The 21,212-nt window shown below is 70.8% G+C and carries 19 protein-coding genes and 1 pseudogene; 11 read left to right on the plus strand and 9 right to left on the minus strand.

Annotated elements, in window-relative coordinates; genetic code table 11:
* Positions 1–3: 3 nt before the first annotated feature.
* The 3 genes from HDC93_RS04690 to HDC93_RS04700 all read left to right on the plus strand — a co-directional run bounded on the left by HDC93_RS04690 (position 4) and on the right by HDC93_RS04700 (position 2,911).
* Entirely contained in the window at positions 4–1,251 is a 1,248-nt protein-coding gene (locus tag HDC93_RS04690) for an amidohydrolase family protein (protein ID WP_185007427.1), read from the plus strand.
* A 14-nt stretch (positions 1,252–1,265) separates the two neighbouring features.
* Positions 1,266–2,171: a TIGR03619 family F420-dependent LLM class oxidoreductase gene (locus tag HDC93_RS04695; RefSeq protein WP_185007938.1), complete on the plus strand. Its 906-nt coding sequence runs from the start codon at positions 1,266–1,268 to the stop codon at positions 2,169–2,171.
* Positions 2,172–2,272: 101 nt separating this feature from the next.
* Complete coding sequence (locus HDC93_RS04700; protein WP_185007429.1) at positions 2,273–2,911, plus strand: response regulator transcription factor; 639 nt, start codon at positions 2,273–2,275, stop codon at positions 2,909–2,911.
* Positions 2,912–2,928: 17 nt separating this feature from the next.
* On the opposite strand, the gene HDC93_RS04705 is transcribed toward HDC93_RS04700, so the two are convergent.
* Together HDC93_RS04705 and HDC93_RS04710 are read right to left on the minus strand one after the other, a co-directional pair.
* Positions 2,929–3,720: a hypothetical protein gene (locus tag HDC93_RS04705; RefSeq protein WP_185007431.1), complete on the minus strand. Its 792-nt coding sequence runs from the start codon at positions 3,718–3,720 to the stop codon at positions 2,929–2,931.
* A 66-nt stretch (positions 3,721–3,786) separates the two neighbouring features.
* On the minus strand, positions 3,787–4,527 hold the full coding sequence (locus HDC93_RS04710) for a hypothetical protein (RefSeq protein ID WP_185007433.1): 741 nt from the start codon (positions 4,525–4,527) through the stop codon (positions 3,787–3,789).
* Between the two features lie 193 nt (positions 4,528–4,720).
* Between HDC93_RS04710 and HDC93_RS04715 the strand changes: the two genes are divergently transcribed.
* The 4 genes from HDC93_RS04715 (at position 4,721) to HDC93_RS04730 (ending at position 9,983) form a co-directional block, all read left to right on the plus strand.
* A complete protein-coding gene (locus HDC93_RS04715; protein WP_185007435.1) occupies positions 4,721–5,491 on the plus strand; it encodes an SDR family NAD(P)-dependent oxidoreductase in 771 nt (256 codons plus the stop codon).
* A 99-nt stretch (positions 5,492–5,590) separates the two neighbouring features.
* Positions 5,591–6,709, plus strand: coding sequence for an LLM class flavin-dependent oxidoreductase (locus HDC93_RS04720; protein WP_185007437.1), 1,119 nt, complete (start codon positions 5,591–5,593; stop codon positions 6,707–6,709).
* A gap of 95 nt (positions 6,710–6,804) precedes the next feature.
* Positions 6,805–8,535 (plus strand): amidohydrolase family protein, encoded by a 1,731-nt coding sequence (locus HDC93_RS04725; RefSeq protein WP_185007439.1) that lies wholly within the window; start codon positions 6,805–6,807, stop codon positions 8,533–8,535.
* On the plus strand, positions 8,532–9,983 hold the full coding sequence (locus HDC93_RS04730) for an aldehyde dehydrogenase family protein (protein WP_185007441.1): 1,452 nt from the start codon (positions 8,532–8,534) through the stop codon (positions 9,981–9,983). The genes HDC93_RS04725 and HDC93_RS04730 overlap by 4 nt, the downstream gene beginning before the upstream one ends.
* A 6-nt stretch (positions 9,984–9,989) precedes the next feature.
* On the opposite strand, the gene HDC93_RS04735 is transcribed toward HDC93_RS04730, so the two are convergent.
* Entirely contained in the window at positions 9,990–10,382 is a 393-nt protein-coding gene (locus HDC93_RS04735; protein WP_185007443.1) for a nitroreductase/quinone reductase family protein, read from the minus strand.
* A gap of 142 nt (positions 10,383–10,524) precedes the next feature.
* Positions 10,525–12,030: a CehA/McbA family metallohydrolase gene (locus HDC93_RS04740; protein WP_185007445.1), complete on the minus strand. Its 1,506-nt coding sequence runs from the start codon at positions 12,028–12,030 to the stop codon at positions 10,525–10,527.
* Positions 12,031–12,262: 232 nt separating this feature from the next.
* Between HDC93_RS04740 and HDC93_RS04745 the strand changes: the two genes are divergently transcribed.
* Positions 12,263–13,111, plus strand: a complete 849-nt coding sequence (locus HDC93_RS04745) for an LLM class F420-dependent oxidoreductase (RefSeq protein ID WP_185007447.1) — start codon at positions 12,263–12,265, stop codon at positions 13,109–13,111.
* Positions 13,112–13,345: 234 nt separating this feature from the next.
* Complete coding sequence (locus HDC93_RS04750; protein ID WP_185007449.1) at positions 13,346–15,931, plus strand: bifunctional FO biosynthesis protein CofGH; 2,586 nt, start codon at positions 13,346–13,348, stop codon at positions 15,929–15,931.
* Between the two features lie 31 nt (positions 15,932–15,962).
* Here the strand turns inward: HDC93_RS04750 and HDC93_RS04755 are convergent, their stop codons facing one another.
* Both HDC93_RS04755 and HDC93_RS04760 read right to left on the minus strand, forming a co-directional pair.
* Positions 15,963–17,372 (minus strand): hypothetical protein, encoded by a 1,410-nt coding sequence (locus HDC93_RS04755; RefSeq protein WP_185007451.1) that lies wholly within the window; start codon positions 17,370–17,372, stop codon positions 15,963–15,965.
* An 18-nt stretch (positions 17,373–17,390) separates the two neighbouring features.
* Positions 17,391–17,861, minus strand: coding sequence for a GtrA family protein (locus HDC93_RS04760; RefSeq protein ID WP_185007453.1), 471 nt, complete (start codon positions 17,859–17,861; stop codon positions 17,391–17,393).
* A 135-nt stretch (positions 17,862–17,996) separates the two neighbouring features.
* On the opposite strand from HDC93_RS04760, the gene HDC93_RS04765 reads away from it, so the two are divergent.
* A complete protein-coding gene (locus tag HDC93_RS04765) occupies positions 17,997–18,995 on the plus strand; it encodes a glycosyltransferase family 2 protein (RefSeq protein WP_185007454.1) in 999 nt (332 codons plus the stop codon).
* An 85-nt stretch (positions 18,996–19,080) separates the two neighbouring features.
* A complete protein-coding gene (locus HDC93_RS04770; RefSeq protein ID WP_185007456.1) occupies positions 19,081–19,635 on the plus strand; it encodes a hypothetical protein in 555 nt (184 codons plus the stop codon).
* Here HDC93_RS04770 and HDC93_RS04775 read toward each other — a convergent pair.
* The 3 genes and pseudogenes from HDC93_RS04775 to HDC93_RS04785 all read right to left on the minus strand — a co-directional run bounded on the left by HDC93_RS04775 (position 19,628) and on the right by HDC93_RS04785 (position 21,122).
* The gene (locus HDC93_RS04775; protein WP_185007458.1) at positions 19,628–20,140 is read right to left on the minus strand and encodes a DUF2165 domain-containing protein; all 513 of its coding nucleotides are present in this window, start codon (positions 20,138–20,140) and stop codon (positions 19,628–19,630) included. The two genes, HDC93_RS04770 and HDC93_RS04775, sit on opposite strands and share 8 nt — an antisense overlap.
* Positions 20,141–20,186: 46 nt before the next feature.
* Entirely contained in the window at positions 20,187–20,369 is a 183-nt protein-coding gene (locus HDC93_RS04780; RefSeq protein ID WP_185007460.1) for a DUF397 domain-containing protein, read from the minus strand.
* A pseudogene (locus HDC93_RS04785) lies at positions 20,366–21,122 on the minus strand (helix-turn-helix transcriptional regulator). Before HDC93_RS04785 ends, HDC93_RS04780 begins: the two are co-directional and overlap by 4 nt.
* Positions 21,123–21,212 lie beyond the last annotated feature (90 nt).

The following is a 21,212-nucleotide window of genomic DNA, read 5'->3' on the forward strand; positions in this document are numbered from 1 at the left end:
GGCATGGACACCCACGACAGCACGTTTCCGCTGATCATCTCCGTGGACGACCACACCGTTGAGCCCGCGAGCGTCTGGCAGGACCGGCTTCCGGGCAAGTACCGGGAGGTCGGACCGCGTATCGTCCGGGCCCCCGTGAAGGAAATGACGTTCCTCGGAGGCCGCTTCAAGCCGGTGATGGGGCAGCCCGGGGACGACGGGCCGGTCGGGGACTGGTGGGTCTACGAGGAGCTGCGGCGGCCCCTGACCCGGCTCGACACCGCCGTGGGGTACGACAGGGACGAGATCAAGCTCGAGGTCATCACGTACGAGCAGATGCGCCCGGGTTCTTATGACGTCACCTCCCGCCTCGCCGACATGGACGTCAACCACGTCCAGTCCGCCCTGTGCTTCCCGACCTTCCCGCGCTTTTGCGGCCAGACCTTCACCGAGGCCAAGGACCACGACCTCGGCCTGCTCTGCGTGCGCGCCTACAACGACTGGATGGTGGAGGAGTGGTGCGGCCCGGACGCGCACGGGCGGCTCATCCCCCTGCCCCTCATCCCCCTCTGGGACGCCGAACTCGCGGCGGCCGAGGTCCGGCGCAACGCCGCCCGCGGGGTCCGTGCCGTCGCCTTCTCCGAGATACCGCCGTTCCTCGGGCTGCCCTCGATCCACACCGACGGCTGGGACCCCTTCCTCCAGGCCTGCGACGAGACCGGGACCGTCGTCGCCATGCACATCGGCTCCAGCAGCCGGATGCCGTCCACCTCCGCCGACGCCCCGCCCGCCGTCGGTTCCACCATCACGTACGCCAACTGCTGCTTCTCCATGGTCGACTGGCTGATGAGCGGCAAGTTCGAGCAGTTCCCGAACCTCAAGGTCATGTACGCCGAGGGGCAGATCGGCTGGATCCCCTACATCCTGGAGCGGGCCGACGTGGTGTGGGAGGAGAACCGCGGCTGGGGCGGCGTCGCCGACAAGGTGCACCGGCCGCCGTCCGAGCTCTTCGCCGAGCACGTCCACGGCTGCTTCTTCGACGACGCCTTCGGGCTGCGCAACCTCGACTCCATCGGCGTCGGCAACGTCCTCTACGAGACCGACTACCCCCACTCCGACTCCACCTGGCCCAAGTCCCGCGAGGTCGGCGAGGCGCAGATGGGGCACCTGGAACCCGACGTGGTCGAGCGGATCGTACGGGGGAACGCCATCGAGCTGCTCGGGCTGACAGAGGATGGGCTGTGGCCGGGCAGCGGCGGTGGTGCGCGGTGAGCCTGCGGTACGGGATGCAGCTTCCCGTCCAGTCGCAGAGCACCCTCTACGCGGAGGGCTGGGAGGCGGAGGCCGGGCCGGACGACCTGCTGGAGACCGCCCGCGCCGCCGACCGCGCCGGGTTCGACTACCTGGCCGGCTGCGACCACGTCGCCATCCCGCGTCGCCTCGCCGCCGCCATGAGCACCGTCTGGTACGACCCCGTCGCCACGCTCTCCTTCCTCGCCGCCGCCACCGAACGCGTCCGGCTGCTCAGCCATGTCGCGATCGTCGGGCTGCGGCATCCCCTGCTCACCGCCAAGCAGTACGCCACCCTCGACCACCTCAGCGGAGGCCGGCTGATCCTCGGGGTCGGCGCCGGGCACGTCCAGGAGGAGTTCGAGGCCCTGGGTGTGGACTTCCGGCAGCGCGGTCCCGTCCTCGACGAGTGTCTCGACGCCCTGCGTGCCGCCCTCGGGCCCGACGAGTTCCCCGAGCACCACGGCAAGCTGTACGACTTCGAGGGGCTCGGGCAGCGGCCCCGGCCGGTGCAGGAACGCGTCTTGGTGTGGGTCGGCGGATCCTCGGCGGCCGCTCTGCGCAGGGCCGCGCTCAAGGGCGACGGATGGCTGTCCCAGGGAGACCCGCGAGATCGGCTGCCGGAGCAGATCGAGCGGATCCGGCGACTGCGGGACGAGGCCGGCGCCCAGGGGCCGTTCACCGTCGGCGCCATCGCCGAGCCCCTGTACATCGGTGCGGCGCGCTGGGAGGTCGGACGGCGGACACTCAGCGGACCGCCCGAGATGATCGCCGAGTCGTTGCGGGCCTACCGGGCGATGGGCGTGGACCAGGTGCAGGTGCGGTTCCGCAGCCGTGGGCGACATGAACTCATGGCTCAGATACAGGAGTTCGGAGACTCGGTCGCGCCGCTGCTGTCCTGAGCGAGTTTTTGAAAGCTTGAACACATTCCGGCAGGGCCACGTATGTACAGACGTAGGGACACGTACGGACACGCGCGGCTTCGCCGGAAGGACACAATGACGTGCGCACTTCCCGGAAACTCTCCGTCGCCCTCGCCTGCCCGGGAGGCTCCTGGCCGCATCCCGACTGGCCCGCCCCGGACGACCGGTACGTCGAGCGGGCGGTGAGGCTGCGCCCGCCATCGCCCTTCCGTGTACCGGAGGGGGTGGACGCCGTGGTCCTGTACTCCAAGGAACCGGTCGACGATCTGGGGGCGTTGCGGACGGGCGGGGCACCGGTGATCGTGGTGGCTCCGTACCAAGACCCCGAGACCGTCGCGGAGGTGTTCCGGCGAGGCGCCGGATACCTGGTCGAGGGCGACTACTGCACTTGCATGCTCTCCGCGGCCCTCGTCGGGGCCCCGGCCGGGCACACCTACCTCTCCCCGGCGGCGTGCGCGGCCCTGCGCGAGCGGGAGTGGCGGGCAGCCGCCCCGGACGTGGCGACGGAGCGGCTGCGCGGCCGGCTCGCGCCGCGTGAGCGGCAGATCATGGAACTGCTCTCGACCGGCCTGGGCGCCCAGGAGATCGGGCTGCGATTAGGGCTGAGCGAGAAGACCGTGCGCAACAACCTCAGCAACATCTACGCCAAGCTGGACGCCAGGGGAAGGACGGACGCGGTCCTCAGGTGGCTGGGTGCCGCGCCCGTGCTTCGCGTCTGAGAACGAAGCGGTGTCGGTTACGACACCTGCACCTCCGACAGCGGGACTTCCACGTCGGTGACGTTTTCCCCGCCCTGGTTGAATCCGGGTTCGGCGCGGGCGCTGTTCTGGTTGTTCAGAATTCCGTCGGCCTGCGGCGTGCCGCATTTGACGTTGCGCAGCCACAGTCGGCCGTCCGGGGTTCCGTTCTTCAGCAGTTGCGGATAGAAGACGTGTACTGCGGTGGATCCCTCACTCGGGGAGAAAAACACCGTTTGGCCGTCCTGCGCTTCCCTGTAGGTGGCACGCAAGAATCCGCTCACGTCGGTGCGCTTGTGGGACCACATGAAGAAGGCGATGTGATCCGGCTTCACCGTGTCGCTCCTGCTGAAGGTGAAGGAGGACGCGGTGTCGTCACGCTTGATGTTGATTTCCTGCGTGTTGAACTTCACGCCGATCTCGAAGAAGGAGTTTCCGAGCTTTGTGCTGCCGTCCACGCCGAAGCCGTTCTCCAGCTGGACGACGCGTTGCACGGAGGCGGTGCCGCTGAAGGTCTTGGTCGCCGCGGTGCCGACGCCGCAGTTGTCGGTCACCGTGGTGACCCGCTCGTTGGGACCCAGACTGTTCTTCTTGTCCTGTACGGGGACGAACTCGCAGTTCTCCAGCTTGTCCGAGTCGCTGCTGCAGTCGGCGCTCACCTCGTCCGGAGTGGCCGCCCCCGCGCTGTTCATGAGCGGGACGATCACCGCGAGTGCGGCCACCGGGGCCAGGGCGAGAGTGATCCGCTTCTTCTTGCTCCGGTGGCTTCTGCCGCGGCCTTCGCGTGTCATGGTCTGTCTCCTGTACGGGGTCGTGGGGGGTGTCTCAGGGGGGGGGCTGTGGTGCGGATCGGGAGGTCAGCAGTCCTCGAGGACGGCCTTGGAGGTGCCGTCCGCGAGACCCGGCGCGCCCGCGGCTCCGGGCCGGATGACGGGGCCTTCGACGACCTCCTCCGCCACGAAGTTCTGCTCGGGCGTGGCGTTGGTGACGGTGGTCGCCTCGCGGGCGTCGATCCGCACCCGCCACTCACCGGTCATGCGCTGCATCTTCGGGGTGAACGTGACGTGCAGCACCTTGCCGACGGGGACTTCCCGCGTCTCCGACTCGCTGGCGGTGGCCGTCCTGACGGTGAGGTCCAGCGTCCCCTTGTGTTTCACCCAGGAGCCGCTCAGGGCGCCGAACAGGCCGCCGAGGGCGCCCTGCTGGGTGACGGTGTACTTGCCCTCGCCCTGACCGATGGACTTCGTCCACTCGGTCGTGACCTTGGACGGTTCGGTGGCGTTCGGTTCACAGTTCGGGAAGTCGACGGTCACCTTTTCGGTGGGGCCGTCGAAGGTTTCGAACTTGGTCTCGACGAAGTCGCAGTTGTCGGCCGCGAAACCGTCTCCCAGTCCGCCTCCGAAATCCGCTGTCGTCTGCTTTTTCCCGTTGAGGACCGCGGACCGCTCGCACATCGAGGCGATCTGCTCGGGCGTCTTCTCCTCCCCGGCGGCGTTGGCCGAGGGAAGCAATGCGGCGGCGACGGCAGCACCGGCCGTGAGTGAGCACCCGATCGCGATGTACCGGACCTTCTTGTTCTTGAACTTTCTCCTGCCCATGCCTGCTCTCCTTGAGAGTGTCTATACCTTCCAGTCGAGGAGTATTAAGGGATCGGCAAGGGCCTCCCAGGGTCAAATGTCCCTACTGGTCGGTCGCTTTGGATTGCTGGCGCAAGCGCTTGTGCAACATCTGACGTTCCGTCAGTTGCGGCGGTACGCTGACCTCGGCCGATGCACCGCGAAAGGAGTCCTCATGGGCAAGCTCGACGGACGTGTCATCCTCGTCACAGGCGCCGCACGCGGCCAGGGCGAGCAGGAGGCCAGGCTGTTCGCCGCTGAGGGCGCGCGAGTGGTGGTCGCGGACGTCCTCGACGACCGGGGTGAGGCCCTGGCCAAGGAGATCGGTGCCCGGTACGTCCATCTCGACGTGGGCCGGGAGGGGGACTGGCAGGCCGCCGTCGCCGCGGCCAAGGAGACGTACGGCCACGTCGACGGGCTCGTCAACAACGCCGGCATCCTGCGCTTCAACAGCCTCCTCGACACGCCCCTCGACGAGTTCATGCAGGTCGTGCAGGTCAATCAGGTGGGTTGCCTGCTAGGCATCAAGGCGGTCGCGCCTGAGATGGCCGACGGGGGCACGATCGTGAACACCGCCTCCTGCACGGGCCTGACCGGGATGGCCGCGGTGGGGTCCTATGCGGCGACCAAGCACGCCGTGGTCGGCCTGACCCGGGTGGCCGCGCTGGAACTGGCGGGGCGCGGGATACGTGTCAACGCCGTCTGCCCGGGGGCGATCGACACCGCGATGGCCAACCCGGCCCGGCTCGACCCGGACGCCGACCCGGAGGAGGCGGCGAAGGGCCTCGACCGGCTGTACCGCAAGCTCGTGCCACTGGGCCGGGCCGGGCGGCCCGAGGAGGTGGCCAGGCTCGCGCTGTTCCTGACCTCGCAGGACTCCTCGTACATCACGGGGCAGCCGTTCGTGATCGACGGTGGGTGGCTGGCCGGGGTCACGGTTATCTGACGTCCCGTCAGGTATTGACGCTCACGGAGACCCGGTGGAACAGTCGGAGCCATAAAATCTGACGCTTCGTCAGAACCGATCGTGGGGCGGTGAACCTCCTTGGAATTCGGCATCTTCGTTCAGGGATACGTCGGCAAACGGGCCGAGACCGACCCGCTCGCCGAGCACAAGGCGCTGATGGAGGAGACCGAGTACGTCATCCAGGCGGACAAGTCCGGCTTCAAGTACGCCTGGGCCTCCGAGCACCACTTCCTGGACGAGTACTCGCACCTGTCCGCCAACGACGTCTTCCTCGGCTACCTGGCCCACGCGACCGAGCGGATCCACCTGGGCTCCGGCATCTTCAACCCGCTGGCCCCGGTCAACCACCCGGTGAAGGTCGCCGAGAAGGTCGCGATGCTCGACCACCTCAGCGGCAACCGCTTCGAGTTCGGCAGCGGACGGGGCGCCGGATCCCACGAGATCCTCGGGTTCATGCCGGGGGTGACCGACATGAACCACACCAAGGCACTCTGGGAGGAGACCATCGCCGAGTTCCCCAAGATGTGGCTCCAGGACGAGTACCAGGGCTTCCAGGGCAAGCACTGGTCGCTGCCGCCGCGGAAGGTCCTGCCGAAGCCGCACGGCGGGGCGCACCCGGCGATGTGGTACGCCGCCGGGTCGCCGCCGTCGTACGCCATGGCCGCGAAGAAGGGGCTCGGCGTGCTCGGCTTCAGCGTGCAGAAGGTCTCCGACATGGAGTGGGTGCTGGAGCAGTACAAGACGGCGATCGTGGACGCGGAGCCGGTCGGGGCCTTCGTGAACGACAACGTGATGGTGACGACCACGGCGATCTGCGCGCCGACCCATGCGGAGGCGGTGCGGATCGCGGCGAGCGGAGGGCTGCACTATCTGCCCTCGCTGGTGTTCCGGTACCACGACACGTTCCCGCGGCCCGAGGGGTTCCCGGTGTGGCCGGAGACGCTGCCGGAGTACACCGAGGAGTTCGTGGAGGTGCTCATCGAGGAGGAGCTGCTGATCTGCGGGGATCCGGACGAGGTGCTGCGGCAGTGCGAGCGGTGGGAGCGGGCCGGGGCGGATCAGTTGAGTTTCGGGTTGCCCGTGGGGGTGCCGAAGGAGGAGACGCTGCAGACGATCCGGCTCGTCGGGGAGCACGTGATTCCCAAGATCGATACGGATCCCGTTCATCGGACCTCGCGGTTCCGTCGGGGTGTTTGAGCGTCGTTGGCGGGCGCGGGTGAGTGGTGGCTGATCGCGCAGTTCCCCGCGCCCCTGAGGCAGGACATCGCACCGGAGTTGAGAGGAAGCCCCCCATGCTCGATCACGTCGTCCGGGGCGCCACCGTCGTGGACGGGACGGGTGCCCCGGCCTTCAGCGCCGACGTCGGGATCAAGGACGGGCGGATCACCGTCATGGGTGAGGTCACCCAGGAAGCCCGCACCACCGAGGACGCTCACGGCCTCGTCCTCACCCCCGGCTTCGTCGACCCCCACACCCACTACGACGCCCAGCTCTTCTGGGACCCGTACGCCACGCCCTCGCTCAACCACGGGGTCACCACCGTCGCTGGAGGGAACTGCGGGTTCACGCTGGCGCCGCTGCACCCCGACCGGCCCGGGGACGCCGACTACACGCGGCGGATGATGTCCCGGGTCGAGGGCATGGCGCTGGTGGCGCTGGAGGAGGGGGCGCCCTGGAACTGGCACTCCTTCGGGGAGTACCTGGACGCCCTGGAAGGCCGGATCGCCGTCAACGCCGGGTTCATGGTGGGGCACTGTGCGCTGCGGCGGTACGTGATGGGGCCTCAGGCGGTGGGCGGGCAGCCGACCCAGGAGCAGCTCGCCGCGATGGTGCGGCTGCTGCGGGAGGCCATGGACGCCGGGGCGTGGGGGCTGTCCACCACCCAGTCGTCCAGTCACTCCGACGGCGACGGACAGCCCGTCGCCTCGCGGCACGCCCAGCCGGCCGAACTGCTGGCGCTGTCACGCGCGGTCGGGGAGTGCGAGGGCACACAGATCGAGGCGATCGTCGCGGGCTGTCTGGATCAGTTCAGCGACGCGGAGATCGATCTGTTCGTGGAGATGAGCGCGGTGGCGGGGCGGCCGCTGAACTGGAACGTGCTGACCATCGACGCGGCCGTTCCCGAGCGCGTGCCCCGGCAGCTGCTCGCGAGCGAGCAGGCGAGGAAGGCGGGCGGCCGGGTCGTGGCGCTGACCATGCCGATCCTCACGCCGATGAACATGTCGCTGGGGACCTTCTGCGCGCTGAACCTCATCCCCGGGTGGGGTCCGGTGCTCGGGCTGCCCCTGCCCGAGCGGATCGAGAAGCTGCGGGATCCGCGGGTGCGGGCCGAACTGCTGCGGCGGGCCCGGTCCAAGGAGGCGGGGGTCTTCCGGCGGCTCGCGAACTTCGGGCGGTACGTCATCGGCGACACCTACAGCGAGGCGAACGCCGGGCTCACCGGGCGCGTGGTGAACGACATCGCCGAGGAGCGCGGTCAGGAGCCCTTCGCCTGTCTGGTGGAGATCTGCGCCAACGACGGACTGCGCACGGTGCTGTGGCCGATGCCGACCGACAACGACCCGGCGTCCTGGGAGCTGCGGGCTCAGACCTGGCGCCACGAGGACGTGCTGCTGGGCGGGTCCGACGCGGGCGCCCATCTGGACCGGATGTGCGGGGCGCCGTACACCACCCGGTTCCTCGGGGACTGCCTGCGGGGGCGGAAGCTGGCCGGTCTGGAGCAGGCCGTGAAGATGCTGACCGACGACCCGGCCCGGCTCTTCGGGCTGCGGGAGCGCGGGCAGGTCCGGGAGGGCTGGCACGCCGACCTGGTCCTGCTCGACCCGGAGCGCATCGACGCGGGCCCGGCCACCCTGGTGCACGACCTGCCGGGCGACAGCCCCCGGCTGGATTCCCGGGCGCTCGGCGTACGGGCCGTCTGGGTCAACGGGGTCGAGGCGATCCGGGACGACGTGGTGACCGGCGCCGTACCGGGCCGGGTGCTGCGCTCCGGGCGGGACACGGAGACGGTGAGCACGCGGTGACGGCACGCCAGGCGCTGTTCGTCGGCGGCTCCTGGGTGGAGCCGGACGGCGGGCACCACGAGGTGATCGACCCGGCGGGCGAACAGACCGTCGGGTGGGCGCCGGAGGCCTCGCGGGATCAGGTGCTCGCGGCCTGTGCCGCGGCCCGCGAGGCCTTCGGGCCGTGGTCGCGCACCTCACCGCAGGAGCGGGCCGCGGTGCTCGGCCGGGCGGCGGGGATCATCGCCGGCCGGCTGACGGAGTACGCCGAACTGGCCCGGGCCGAGACCGGCGCGACGCTCGGCACCGCACGCGCCATGCAGGTCGGGGTCGCCGCCGCCCGCTTCCGGCGCTACGCGCGCGTGGAGCCCGCCGAGTGGGCGATCCCGCCCCAGATCAACGAGGCCGGGCCGATGGGGAGGGCCGGTGTGATGGGCGCCCTGGCCGTCCGGCAGCCCGTCGGGGTCGTCACCTGCATCACCTCGTACAACAACCCCTGGGCCAACCCGGCCGGCAAGATCGCCCCCGCTCTGGCGATGGGCAACACGGTCGTGGTGAAACCCGCCCCGCAGGACCCGCTGTCGGTGTACCGGATGGCTCAGGCCCTGGAGGCGGCGGGCGTGCCACCGGGCGTGGTGAACGTCGTCAGCGGCTCCCGTACGGAGGTCGGCGAGGCGGCCGTGGAGTCGCCGGACGTCGACATGGTGAGCTTCACCGGCTCCACGGCGGTCGGGCAGCGCATCGCCGAGGTGTGCGGGCGGGGCATGAAACGGCAGTTGATGGAGCTGGGCGGGAAGGGCGCGGCGCTCGTCTTCGACGACGCCGACCTGGGCTCGGCCGTCGCCGGGATCGGCACCACCTTCTCCTTCTACAGCGGGCAGATCTGCACGGCACCGACGTGGGTGCTGGCGCAGCGGGGGGTCTACGACCGGCTGGTCGAGCAACTGGCTTCCTACGCTCGCTGGTTGAAGGTCGGTGACCCTCGCGAGCCGGACACCGTGGTCGGGCCGGTGATCTCGGCGAGCCACCGGGACCGGGTGGAGTCGTACGTCGAACTGGGCCGGAAGGAGGGCGCGGTGGTGGTGACGGGCGGCGAACGCCCGGACCTTCCCTCGGGCTTCTACGTCGCCCCGACCCTGCTCGCCGACTGCACCAACGACATGCGCGTGGTCCGCGAGGAGATCTTCGGGCCGGTGGTGGCCGTCGTCCCCTTCGACGACGAGGACGAGGGCGTCGCGCTCGCCAACGACACCGACTACGGGCTCATCGACTACGTCTGGTCGGGCGACGTGGCCCGGGCCTTCCGGGTGGCGCGCCGGCTGCGGGCCGGAGGCGTCGGGGTCAACACGGTCGGGCGGAACATGGAGGCGCCCTTCGGCGGCTTCAAGCGCAGCGGCGTCGGCCGGGACGTCGGCAGCTACGCGCTGCACGCCTACAGCGAGGTGCAGGCCATCGTCTGGCCGGGGTGACGCCGCTCAGGCGTCCAGATCCACCCGAACCGTCAGCAGGTTCGTCCCGAGGGCCCGTACGCCCAGGCTGTTCACCCGGGGCAGCCTCCGCAGCCGGGCCACCGGGTCGTCCTCGGGCAGCAGATGCGCGGTGCCCCCGTGCCACCGCCCGCGGATCCGTACCCGCACCCTCGGGTCCGCCCTGATGTTGCGGACGTACTGGGACCGTTCGCCGAACTCCGACACCAGCCAGAAGGAGCCGCCGACGCGGCGTCCGCCCACCGGTGTCCGACGGGGCAGGCCCGAGACACGGCCCGTGGTCTCCAGGACCGTCTGGAGGGGGAGGCGGCGCAGGATCGGGTTGAGGCGGCGCTGGAAGGCCGTGGTGGCGCGGAACCTCAGGTCGGTGCGGCGGGCCATCGTCTGCGGGTCTCCTTCGGCACGGAGCTCTCACGGTTTCTGCAAGCGGTCCTGCTCCAATGATCCCCTGACGCGGCGGGCCCGGAGCGGGTGCTGTGCATGCGGATCGTGACCTGGAACCAAGGGGGTCCGGCAGTCGATCTCACCGTCCGAGAAAGACCGGGTTGGTGAACGCCGCCAGCGGGCCGGGGAGCGGTCCCGCCGCCGCCTCGTGGCGCAGTTCGGCCCGTACGTACGCCGCGTAGGACGGCGTCGTGCGCCACTCGACCACGCCCGAGCCGGAGACCGGCAGCGGGTCGCTGGTGTGCAGGACGCCCTGGTCGGTGACGAGGCGGACCGTGCAGCGCGGGGCGCCGCTGACCTCCAGGCGGACGGTGACCGGGGTGTCGCGGTCCACCCTCAACCGCTCGCCGACCCCGGCGTGTTCACCGCGCCCGCCGGACACCCGCAGCGACAGCGCGACCCGCGCGGACTCGGCGACGTAGGACCGTCCCGCCCGGATGCCCTCCTGGATGGCCTCCCGGGTCAGGTCGTCGGCCAGGACGACCGTCTGGGGGCTGCCCACCGCGTCCGGGGAGCGGTGGGCGTCGCTGCTGCCCATCGCCGGGAGCCAGCCGCGCCCGTCCCGTACGGACGCCACGAGCATGCTGTCCCAGTCGGCCAGCGCCACCTCGTCGTCGGGCGTGTAGGGGCCGTTCCACACCTCGACCGCGTCCGCCTCGTCGAAGCCGAACTTCCAGTTGCAGCCGACGCAGGTGGCGTGCGGGTGGGCCGGGACGACCAGGCCGCCGGCGCGGCGGATCTGCCGGGCGAACCGGCCGAAGCGGTTGTCGCGGGCCCGGTAGCGCCAGTCGACGAAGGTGCCCGGGTCGGTGCCGAGCGCGACAACGTGCCCGTTGCGGGTGGTGATCTCCTCGCCCAGCATGACGAGCAGGTCGTCCCCGGCGACGTCGGCCCAGTGGGCGTGCGCGGAGTGCGTGTTGTGCTCGGAGGAGTTGATGAAGTCCAGGCCGGCTGCCCGGGCCAGCTCCCCGATCTCGGCGGGGGTGCGGCGGCCGTCGGAGTGCCAGGAGTGCAGATGGCAGTCGCCCCGGTACCAGGCCCGGCCCCGGCCCTTCGCCCGCTCCGGCGGATACACCGGCTCGGCGGCCTCGCCCGGCTCCCCGTGCGTCAGCGTGATGGTGATCTCGTACGACAGGCCCTGCGGGGCGACGGTGTACGGGCCGAGCGCGATGTGCCAGGTGCCCTCGCGCACCGGGCCCGGGAGGTAGCCGGGCGTCGCGTCGTCCGCGCGGATGAAGAACTCGGTGCGCGCCCCGCCCGACCAGCCCCGGAAGCCCCGGCCGCCGATTTCGGTGCCGCGGTCGTCGAAGACGCCGATGTCGAGGGCGTTGCCCATGGTGCCGGCCGGGACGGACGGCCGGTCGTAGGTGTAGGCGACCTTGAGCTCCCGGACACCGGCCGGGACCTCGACGGGCACGTACACGAAGTCGGGGGAGCCGGGCGGCAGCGTGCCGCGCACGGTTCTGCTCTCCCGGTCCCCGTCCGCCGCTGAAGCGAAGCTCACGCTTCCCAAGGTAAGCGCGGCCGCCGCTCCCGTCACGAACAGAGCGCGCCGACCGAGCCCGCCGTGGCTGTCCTCGCACATGCTGCTGCTCCCCAGGTGTCGTCGGTGACGTGGCACGGGTGGTGCGGGGTGGTGCGTGTGCACCCTTGTAGTCAGCCGTGAACCGGTGTGCAAGGGACGGGAATCGGACGGCGGTGAACGGGGAAACAGCCGTGCGCTGCCGGGAGGATGTGCGGGCACCCGTCGCTGGGCTCATCTGGAAATCCGACTGGTCGGTATCGACAGTCGAGCCGCCCTCCGGTAGAGATACGTCATGCGCATCGCCGTGACGATCTTCCTCACCGACGAGACGATCACCCCGACCCGGCTGGCCCGGGAGCTGGAGGACCGCGGTTTCGCGGGGCTGTACCTGCCCGAGCACACCCACATCCCCGTCGAGCGGACCACCCCGTACCCGGGCGGCGGTGAGCTGCCGCCCGAGTACGGGCGTACCCTCGACCCGTTCGTGGCCCTCGGCCAGGCCGCCGCCGTCACCGAGCGGCTCGGGCTCGGCACGGGCATCACGCTCGTAGCCCAGCACGACCCGATCGCCCTGGCCAAGCAGATCGCCACCCTCGACCACCTCTCCGGCGGCCGGTTCACGCTCGGGCTCGGCTTCGGCTGGAACGTCGAGGAGGCCGCCGACCACGGCGTGCGGTGGAGTGCCCGGCGCGAGCTGGTCCGGGACCGGATGGCGCTGATGCGGGCCCTGTGGTCGGAGCAACCGGTCTCCTACGAAGGGGAGTTCGGCGGCGTCCGGGCCAGCCACGCGTATCCGAAGCCCGTGCAGAAGCCGCGCGGCCCGGTCGTCGGCCCGCGCACGCTCGTCGGCGGGGCGGCCGGGCCCACGCTGTTCACGCACATCAGCGAGTACGCCGACGGCTGGCTGCCGATCGGCGGCCGTGGTCTGGGCGAGGCGCTGCCCGTCCTGCGCACCGTCTGGGCCGACGCCGGCCGCGACCCCCAGGCCCTCCGGATCGTCCCCTACGCCGTCCACCCCACCCCGGGCAAGCTCGCCCACTACGCCGACCTCGGTATCGAGGAGGTCGTGGCGCAGCTGCCTCCGGCGGGGGAGGCGGAGGTGCTGAAGACGCTGGACCGGTACGGGGTGTTCGTGGGGTAGTCGGGGTCTCGTCCGCCGACGCCGGGTGTGTGGCCGACCGCGGGTTCGTCGTGGCCGGTCGCGCAGTTGCCCGCGCCCCTGAAGGATGGCCGGCGGACCTTCAGGGGCGCGGAACTGCGCGAGGAACCACCCGGCGCCCGCACCCGCCGACGAACCCGAACCCCCGGCCCCGAAACGCGCCCCCGACCCCGGCGCCGCTGTCTCGGCTGATCAGCGCACTCGTATGCTCGAAGGATGACGACCTCCGCGACCCCCGGAACCGGCCCCACCGACAACTCCATGCGTCGCGCCCTGAAACGGGCCAGGGACGGTGTCTCGCTCGACGTCGCCGAGGCGGCGGTGCTGCTCCAGGCCCGGGGCGAGCGGCTGGAGGACCTGTCGGCCTCGGCCGCCCGGGTGCGGGACGCGGGCCTGGCGGCGGCGGGGCGGCCCGGCGTCATCACGTACTCCAAGTCCGTCTTCATCCCGCTGACCCGGCTGTGCCGGGACAAGTGCCACTACTGCACCTTCGTCACCGTCCCGGGCAAGCTGCGCCGGGAGGGCCACGGGATGTTCATGTCGCCGGACGAGGTGCTGGACATCGCCCGCAAGGGCGCCGCCCTCGGCTGCAAGGAAGCCCTCATCACCCTCGGCGACAAGCCCGAGGACCGCTGGCCCGAGGCGCGCGAGTGGCTCGACGCGCACGGCTACGACGACACCCTCGCCTACGTCCGGGCCATCTCCATCCGGATTCTGGAGGAGACGGGCCTGCTTCCGCACCTGAACCCGGGCGTCATGAGCTGGACGGACTTCCAGCGGCTGAAGCCGGTCGCGCCCAGCATGGGCATGATGCTGGAGACCACCGCGACCCGCCTCTGGTCGGAGCCGGGCGGCCCGCACTACGGCTCCCCCGACAAGGAGCCCGCGGTGCGGCTGCGCGTGCTGGAGGACGCCGGGCGGTCCTCCGTGCCCTTCACCTCGGGCGTCCTCATAGGCATCGGCGAGACCTACGAGGAGCGCGCCGAGTCGCTGTTCGCGCTGCGGAAGGTCTCCCGCGCCTACCACGGCGTCCAGGAGCTGATCATCCAGAACTTCCGCGCCAAGCCGGACACCGCGATGCGCGGCATGCCCGACGCGGAACTGGACGAACTGGTCGCCACGGTGGCCGTCGCCCGGCTCCTCATGGGCCCGAGCGGCAACATCCAGGCCCCGCCCAACCTCGTCGACGACGAGTACGAGCGGCTGATCAAGGCGGGCATCGACGACTGGGGCGGGGTCTCCCCGCTCACCATCGACCACGTCAACCCCGAGCGCCCCTGGCCGCAGATCGAGCAGCTCGCCGAGAAGTCCCGCGCCGCCGGGTTCGAGCTGCGCGAACGCCTCTGCGTGTACCCGGAGTTCGTGCGGCGCGGCGAGCCCTGGCTGGACCCGCGGCTGCGCCCGCACGTGGCCGCGCTGGCCGACCCGGAGACCGGGCTGGCTCGCCCCGACGCCCTGCCGCAGGGCCTGCCGTGGCAGGAGCCGGAGGAGGTCTTCGTCGCGTCCGGCCGCACCGACCTGCACAGCTCCATCGACACCGAGGGCCGCACCTCCGACCGCCGGGACGACTTCGACGAGGTGTACGGCGACTGGGGCGCCCTGCGCGAGGCCGCCGCCCCGGGCATGGCCCCCGAGCGCATCGACACCGACGTACGCGAGGCCCTGCGCACCGCGGCCGACGACCCCACGCGGCTCACCGACGACGAGGCGCTGGCCCTGCTGCACGCGGACGGCCCGGCGCTGGACGCCCTCGCCCGGATCGCCGACGACGTGCGCAAGTCGGCCGTGGGCGACGACGTCACCTACATCGTCACCCGCAACATCAACTTCACCAACGTCTGCTACACCGGCTGCCGCTTCTGCGCCTTCGCCCAGCGCCGCACCGACGCCGACGCCTACACCCTCTCCCTGGACCAGGTCGCCGACCGCGCCCAGCAGGCCTGGGACGTGGGCGCGGTGGAGGTCTGCATGCAGGGCGGCATCCACCCGGACCTGCCGGGCACGGCGTACTTCGACATCGCGCGGGCCGTGAAGGAACGCGTGCCCGGCATGCACGTGCACGCCTTCTCGCCGATGGAGGTCGTCAACGGCGCGACCCGCACCGGCATGTCGATCCGCGAGTGGCTGACCGCCGCCAAGGAGGCGGGTCTGGACACCATCCCGGGCACGGCCGCCGAGATCCTCGACGACGAGGTCCGCTGGATCCTCACCAAGGGCAAGCTGCCCGCGGCCGACTGGATCGAGGTCGTCAGCACCGCCCACGAGCTGGGTATCCGCTCGTCCTCGACGATGATGTACGGCCATGTCGACCAGCCCCGGCACTGGCTCGGGCACCTGCGCACCCTCGTCGGCATCCAGCAGCGCACGGGCGGTTTCACCGAGTTCGTGACGCTGCCGTTCGTGCACACCAACGCGCCGGTCTACCTCGCGGGGATCGCCCGCCCGGGCCCGACCATGCGGGACAACCGCGCGGTCACGGCCATGGCCCGGCTGCTGCTGCACCCGCACATCCCCAACATCCAGACCAGCTGGGTGAAGCTGGGCACGGAGGGCGCCGCCGAGATGCTCCGCTCGGGTGCGAACGACCTGGGCGGGACGCTCATGGAGGAGACCATCTCCCGCATGGCGGGCTCGTCGTACGGGTCGTACAAGTCGGTGAAGGACCTCATCGCGGTGGCGGACGCGGCCGGGCGTCCGGCCAGGCCCCGCACCACCCTCTACGGGGACGTCCCGCGGGAGCGGCAGCGCGCGGCGGCGGCCTCGGACGGGCACCTGCCCGAGCTGCTGCCGGTGCTCGACTGAACCGTCCCCCCGGGGGGCGGCTTCCGGCGCCCTACTGGCTTCCGGCGTCCGCCGGCTGATGCGCTGGCAGGGCGTGGCCGGCCGTGGCGCCGGGAGCGGCGGGGGGCGGTGCGGTCCTGCCGTGGCCCAGCCAGAGCAGCAGCAGGCCGAGGGCGCAGGCGAGCGCGGGCCAGTACACGTAGCGGAAGTCCGTCGCGGGCATGATCGGCAGATAGCCGAGGATGTAGGCGGCCGAGCTGATACCCAGCGCCCGCACGGGCATGGCGAACAGGCCCCGGCCGGGGCGGACGGCCAGCACCAGCGCGACCGTGAGCCAGAACCAGCCGCGGAACAGCCACCGCAGGTCCGCGGCCATGCCCTCGACGTACGTGCCGAGCATGGCCGCCAGCTGGGGGTGCGCCACCTTGATGCCGAGGTCGTTGCGGGTGATGCCCGCCTTGTACACGTAGTCGGTCTCGAACAGCAGCGTCGCGAAGAGCCGCAGCCGGTACTGGAGATAGCCCGGCACGTGCCCGCTCATCTCACGCAGCCACAGCGAGGTGATCTCGCCGGAGTCCCCGCGCAGCCCGTCCGCCGGGCGCCGGTAGCAGGCCCAGTAGGCGTCCGACAGGGCCCCGACCCGGTCGCACTCCCGCGCCGAGGCCACCAGCCGGTCCCGCAGTCCGGGCGGCACGTCCGCGGAGCGCAGTTCGTCCACCGTCAGGACGTGGACGAGGTCGTCGAGCATGATCTGCGCGCCCTGTTTCGTCTGGAGGGGCTGCGCGAACAGGGAGATCGCGGCGGCGGGCACCACCAGGGCCGCGACGAGCGCGGCCGTGCACACCAGCCACGTACGGCGTCCCGGGGCGCGCCACAGGGCGAGGACGAGCATGACGAACACCGGGATCGCGGCGACGAAGGCGTTCTTGCGCACCAGCATGGCGTAGGCCAGGAACAGGGCCCCGAGCCCCAGCAGCGCCCACCGCACGGCCGGACGCGGGTCCCTGTCGCGCAGCCGCAGCCCGGTGAAGGCGACCGCGCAGGCGGCGAGCAGCGCGAACGCGGCGTGCACGTCCTTCCACACCACCCCGGCGAAGTTCAGCACGAAGGGCGCGAGCCCCACGCCGAGCACGGCGAGTGACCCGCCGCGGCTCCGGGTCAGCTCCCACACACACCGGGCCAGCACCCACAGCGCGCCCCAGAGGACGGCGGACTGGAGGACGAGCATCGCGGTGATCGACCCGGTCAGGGAGATGAGCGCCCGCCACACCAGGCTCAGCACCGGCGGATGCCAGTCGGTCAGGGGAGCCTTGCCCTGGGCCTGCCGGAGCTGGTCGAGACTGTCGGGGCTCATGAATCCCGGGGCGAAGACGAGGACCGTGGCCAGGCAGCAGAGCGCGGCGACGGCGGCCAGAACCCAGACCCAGCGCTGCGCACGCGCCACCGTTGGCTTTTGTCCCATATGTCGGATGTTAGCGGCTCAGGAAGCGACGAAGACGTAGCGCCGGTAGGCGTAGAAGCGGAACAGCGTCGCGAGCACCCAGCCGAGGATGCGGGCGGTGTTGTCGCTGAGCGGCGAGTCCAGCCCGAGCAGATGCCGCGAGGCGTAGACCGTGCCCGCGGTGATGGCGAGCCCGACCCCGTTCGCGACGAGGAACAGCAGCAGTTCGCGCGTCACCTTCTCGCGGTGCCGGCCACGGTAGGTCCAGTAGCGGTTGCCGACCCAGCTGAAGAGCGCGGCCGCGGTCGTCGCGATGACGGACGCCTGCACGGGGGCGGTCCGCATCACCCCGCCCTCGACGCCGCCGGGCAGACCGAAGACGAGCAGGTTGTAGCCGCCGTTGTCGACGACGAAGGCCAGCGCCCCGACGACGCCGAACTTGGCGGCCTCGCGCCAGATGCCCTTGATGGCGTCACGCGCACGCAGCGTCACAGAGTCGAGGACCGGCACACGGCGAGCCTAACGACCCGGGTCGCACCATCCGGTCAGGCGCGCTCATATCGCACTATGTCCGAGTGTATGAGGTGCTGATGTATGAGGTGCCGACTGTGTGCGGAACCGTGTGCGGAACCGGTCGAGTGAGGAGTGGTCGTGGAACCGACGATCGCGTGTGTCGTGCCCTGCCACAACGAGGAGGCGGCCGTCGGCAAGGTGGTCCGCGACCTGCGCGCGGCCCTGCCCGAGGCCGTCGTCTACGTGTACGACAACGCCTCCACCGACCGGACCGTGGAGGTCGCCCGGGCCGCGGGCGCGATCGTCCGGGAGGAGACCCGCAAGGGCAAGGGCAACGTCATCCGCCGTGCCTTCGCCGACGTCGACGCCGACGCGCTGCTCATCATCGACGGCGACGACACCTACGACGCCTCCCGCGCCCGCGACCTGGTGGACCTGCTCTTCGAAGGGCCGTACGACCAGGTCGTCGGAGCCCGCCGGGTGACCGACGACGGGGCCTACCGGGCCGGGCACGCGGTCGGCAACAAGCTGCTCACCGGGGCCGTCCGGTCCCTGTTCGGCAACGACGTGACGGACATGCTCAGCGGCTACCGGGTCTTCTCGCGGCGCTTCGTGAAGTCCTTCCCGGCACTGGCCCGCGAGTTCGAGACCGAGACCGAGATGACGATCCACGCGCTGCACCTGCGGCTGCCCACCGCGGAGATCCTCACGGACTACCGGGTCCGGGCCGCCGGCGGCGAGAGCAAGCTGCGCACCTACCGGGACGGCTGGCGCATCCTGCGGGTCATCCTCGACCTGGCACGGCGCGAGCGCCCCTCGCTGGTCCACACCGTGCTCGCGGGCGTGCTCGCCCTGGTCTCGGTCATCCTCGGCATCCCCGTCATCGTCGACTTCGTCGAGACGGGCACCGTCCCCCGGGTGCCCACGGCGATCCTCGCCGCCGCGATCATGACCATCGCGGCGCTCGTGCTGCTCGTGGGCTACATCCTCGAGTCGCTCATGCACATGCGCCAGGAGCAGACCCGCCTGGTGCACCTCTCCTACCCGGCCCCGGTGCGCACGCCGCGCTACACCGCCCGCGGCGCAGGCACGGGCCCGGTCCCGGTCCGCAAGGCGGCCGACGGCCCCTGAGGGCACTGAAGGGCATGGGGTGCGCAGTACGATGATCGGAACCCCGTTGCGGTGCGGGGTCCCGTGACTGAGGAGATGCGTGCCGGTGCCTGCCCGACTTCCTTCGTGGGCCTGGGTGACCGGGCTGACCGTCGGAGCGATAGCCGCGGTGACGGTCCTGGGCGTGCAGGCGGACCGGGGCTCGCATCCCGCCGCCACCTCGGCCAAGCCGAGCAGCACGGCCTCGGCGCAGCCCACCCCCACGCCGTCGGCCCCGGCGAGGGTGCCCGACGGCTCCGGCACCGGCCGGCGCGTCGTCTACTCCCTCGGTGAGAAGCGCGTCTGGCTGGTGGACGCGAGCGAGGCGACCCGCCGCACGTTCACCGTATGGCCGGGCTCGGTCAGCCCCGACCCGGGCACTTACACGGTGTCGTCGCGCAACGCGGCCACGACCGGCTCGGACGGCGTCCAGATCGAGCACATCATGTATTTCGCCGCGAAGTCCGGGATCTCGGTCGCCTTCTCCAACGCCGTCGACGGGGCCTCGCCGCCGCCAGCCGCCTCCGGCACCAAGACGGGCGGAGTCCGGATGCGGAAGGCGGACGGCACGGCACTGTGGGCGTTCGGCACGGTCGGCACGACCGTAGCCGTGGTCAGGTAGCGGAGGTCTCCGTCCGCGGCGCCGACAGCTGGTTGACGAGCAGCACGACGCCGCTGAACAGGAAGATCCGGGTCGCGGCGTCCAGCCCGTTCCAGCTCTTCGACTGCCACATCGAGAACCACTCACCGCCGATCGCGATGAACCCGGCCCCGAACAGCAGCATCACCATCAGCAGCCCGTACGTGGACATCCGCCGGGCGCGCAGGTCATCGCGTCTGGCCCACAGCCAGCTCCCGTATATGAGGACCAGCGCGGCGACCGTCTCCCAGACGATGATCCCGACGTAGGCGGCGTCCTGGAGCCCCTGGCTCGTGACGGCCCGCCACATCAGGTCCTCGTCCTTGAACGTGGTGTCCATGGCCAGCACGTGCCGGACGAACTGCTGGTTGGTCCCGAAGTCGGTGATGTTCCCGAACGCGACGAGCGCCATGTAGAGGGCGATGGTCGCGGTGAGCAGGGTGGCGGCGAGCGACAGCGCGCCGCGTGATGTGGAGGAGGTGGCCATGGCGATCATTCTCCCCGCGCACGGCCGTCCGGTGTACCCCGCCGGGTCAGCGCCCTGCCGTGAACTCCAGGAAATCAGCCCAGACTTCAGCGGGAAACGCCAGTCGGGCACCGTCCTTGGTCTTGGAGTCGCGGATGTGGACGGTGGGGTTCGATATGGCTACCTCGACGCAAGCAGGACCGTCATTGCTGCTGTAGCTGCTCTTGAACCAGCCGAGCTCAGTGGTCACGTCTCTTCTCCCAGAACTTTCTCAATGAAGGCCAGGGACTCCCGTGGCGAGAGGGCCTGCGCCCGGATCATTCCATAGCGCATGTCCAGGATCTGGGCGTCGCGAGGGTCGCTGATCACGCGGTTGTGCAGGTGGGCCTCGAAGTGCCCCAGCGTCCTGCCCTCCTGGAGTTTCAGCACGCCGAACGGTCCCGCCATGCCCGCGTGATCCTCTCAATTCGTCGGCATGACCTGGATCGACACGTGCCGCAACTTGCCTACCTCCAACAGGCGTTCGAGCTGTTGGCGTAGCACCATTCTGCCTCCGATCGGCCTCCGCAGCGTCGTCTCTTCCTGAACAAAGGTGATGAGCGCCCGTGGCACGCGATCGAACACGGCCTTCCGTGCCATGCGCGCGGTGACATGGCGCTCGATCTCTTCCTCGGTGAAAGCCGGACGCCTCATCGCGTACAAGGCCTGGGCGTACTCCGGTGTCTGGAGCAGTCCGTTGATCTGGTGGTTGTCGTAGGCCCCGAGCTCGACGGCCTCCTCCTCCAGTCTTGCCAGGTCCCTCACCTTCTTCGGGTACCGAGCCTTGGACGTCCTCCTTCATCGCGGAGAGCTTGCCGCCCGCGCTGAGCACCTCATCGGCCTTGTCCAGAAAATCCGGCTTGGGAACGCGCCGCGCCCGCTCCACGGACGACACCATCTCCTCGCCGTACCCGATGGCCGCCCCCAGCTCCGCCTGCTTCAGCCCGGCCGCCTCGCGCCACATCTTGATCTGCCGTCCGACCGTCCTGAGCACGGCCGCAGCTTCCTCGTCCTCCACGCCTTCCCCTCCTGACGTACGAGCCGTACGACCCCG

This window comes from Streptomyces sp. AK010 (assembly GCF_014207295.1).
GTDB classification, from domain to species: domain Bacteria; phylum Actinomycetota; class Actinomycetes; order Streptomycetales; family Streptomycetaceae; genus Streptomyces; species Streptomyces massasporeus.